The organism is Streptomyces sp. NPDC007095 (genome assembly GCF_040634475.1).
Lineage (GTDB): Bacteria > Actinomycetota > Actinomycetes > Streptomycetales > Streptomycetaceae > Streptomyces.
The window spans coordinates 1-2,091 of the sequence record NZ_JBEYFS010000487.1 but is presented as its reverse complement, the minus strand read 5'-3'; the positions used below and the strand labels follow the sequence as shown (position 1 = coordinate 2,091).

2 protein-coding genes and 1 pseudogene are annotated in these 2,091 nt (G+C 68.7%); 1 reads left to right on the top strand and 2 read right to left on the bottom strand.

Going from position 1 to position 2,091, the window contains the following annotated elements; translation table 11 throughout:
• Together ABZ656_RS57610 and ABZ656_RS57605 are read right to left on the bottom strand one after the other, a co-directional pair.
• The coding region (locus tag ABZ656_RS57610; RefSeq protein ID WP_360280698.1) for a hypothetical protein at positions 1-321 on the bottom strand (321 nt) is incomplete at its 3' end.
• Between the two features lie 104 nt (positions 322-425).
• Complete coding sequence (locus ABZ656_RS57605) at positions 426-1,637, bottom strand: pyridoxal phosphate-dependent aminotransferase (protein ID WP_101403714.1); 1,212 nt, start codon at positions 1,635-1,637, stop codon at positions 426-428.
• Between the two features lie 126 nt (positions 1,638-1,763).
• Here ABZ656_RS57605 and ABZ656_RS57600 point away from each other — a divergent pair.
• Positions 1,764-2,091 (top strand): annotated as a pseudogene (locus tag ABZ656_RS57600) (hypothetical protein); the annotation flags it as partial.

Here is a 2,091-nt window from a genome sequence, read left to right as displayed (position 1 = left end):
GACGACGAGGGCACGGCCGGCGAGGGCGTGGGCCCGCTGGTGGAGAGCGACGACGTGCGGCTCGCGCACGGCGGCGGCCGACGACGCGCGGACCGGCGCCGCTCCTTCCCGCAGCCGCGCCACCTGCTCGGCGAGCCGCTCGGCAGCCGCGTCCAGGTCGGCGGACGGCTCGATCGCGCGGATCTCGTCGGTCACCGCGAGGAGTGCCGCGAGGTGTCCGGCGAGCTGGATGTCCAGCTCCTCCTCGCGCGACCGGTGGGGAAAGTCGGAGGGGGTGCCGGCCGTCGTGTGGACCGACTTGGTGCGGATCGGTTCGTACATGGGGACGGCCTCCTGTGGTCTTTCAGGAAACCATCCTAGCTTGGATTTCGTCTAAAGTTGAGCCATGTCGCACATCTTGTCGTGTCGCGTACACAGCGTGAGTGTCACGGCTGGCTGTAGCCGTCCAGGAAGTTCCCGATCCGGGTCACCGCGTCGGTCAGATCGCCCACGCTCGGCAGGGTGACCACCCGGAAGTGGTCCGACTCGGGCCAGTTGAAGCCGGTCCCCTGGACGACCATGATCTTCTCTTGGCGGAGCAGGTCGAGGACCATCTGCCGGTCGTCCTTGATCTTGAAGACCTTCGGGTCGAGCCGCGGGAAGAGATACAGCGCGCCCTTGGGCTTCACGCAGCTCACGCCCGGGATCTGCGTCAGCAGCTCGTAGGCGACGTCCCGCTGCTCCTTCAGCCGGCCGCCGGGCAGCACCAGGTCGTTGATGGTCTGCCGCCCGCTGAGCGCGGCGACCACGCCGTGCTGGCCGGGCATGTTCGCGCACAGGCGCATGTTCGCGAGGATCGTCAGGCCCTCGATGTAGGAGTCGGCGTGCGCGCGGGGGCCGGAGATCGCCATCCAGCCGACCCGGTAGCCCGCCACCCGGTACGCCTTCGACATGCCGTTGAAGGTGAGGGTGAGCAGGTCGGGCGCGATCGAGGCGGTCGGGGTGTGCGTGGCGCCGTCGTAGAGGATCTTGTCGTAGATCTCGTCCGAGCAGACCAGGAGGTTGTGGCGGCGGGCGATGTCGGTGAGCCCGCGCAGCATCGCCTCGTCGTACACCGCGCCCGTCGGGTTGTTCGGGTTGATGATGACGATCGCCTTGGTGCGGTCGGTGACCTTGCGCTCCACGTCCGCGAGGTCGGGCATCCAGTCCGACTGCTCGTCGCAGTGGTAGTGCACGGCGGTGCCGCCGGACAGGGACACGGCGGCGGTCCACAGCGGGTAGTCCGGCGCCGGTACGAGGACCTCGTCGCCGTCGTCCAGCAGCCCCTGCATCGCCATCACGATCAGCTCGGACACGCCGTTGCCGACGAAGACGTGTTCGACGTCGGTCTCGATGCCGAGGGTCTGGTTGTGCATCACGACGGCGCGGCGGGCGGCGAGCAGGCCCTTCGCGTCGCCGTAGCCGTGCGCCGTCGACACGTTCCGGAGGATGTCCTCCAGGATCTCGGGCGGGCACTCGAACCCGAACGCGGCCGGGTTGCCGGTGTTCAGCTTGAGGATCCGATGACCCGCCGCTTCCAGCCGCATCGCCTCCTCGAGCACCGGGCCCCGGATCTCGTAACAGACGTTGGCGAGCTTGGTCGACTGGATCACCTGCATGACGGTGAGCTTACGGCCGCGTAACGCTCGGCGGGGGGTGTTTTCCACCACGTGAGACGTGGCGTTTTGGCTCGCTTTCTTCCCATGTTGTGCCGCAAGCCCTTGCGGTCCTTAGAATCCGCGCTCATGTCCTGGCAGAACGGTGAGACCGAGGCCGAGCCGAGGGTGTACCTCCCGAGCGGCGACGGCGAGGCGCCTCCGGCGTACGAGGCGTACGCGGATCCGGCGGCGGCGCACGGCTGGCAGGACGCGTATGACGGGGCGGGTGCGTACGGCGAGTCGGGTGCGTACGACGGGGCGGCGGGTGCGTACGACGGGCCGGGTGCGTACGACGGGGCGGGTTCGCGGGCGGCCGATGGCGACGGGCCGGGTGCGGCACAACCACAAGACAGGACAGCCAGTCATGCGATCCCTGATCGCCTACGACCACTGATGCGCCTGAGCGTTTCAGTTG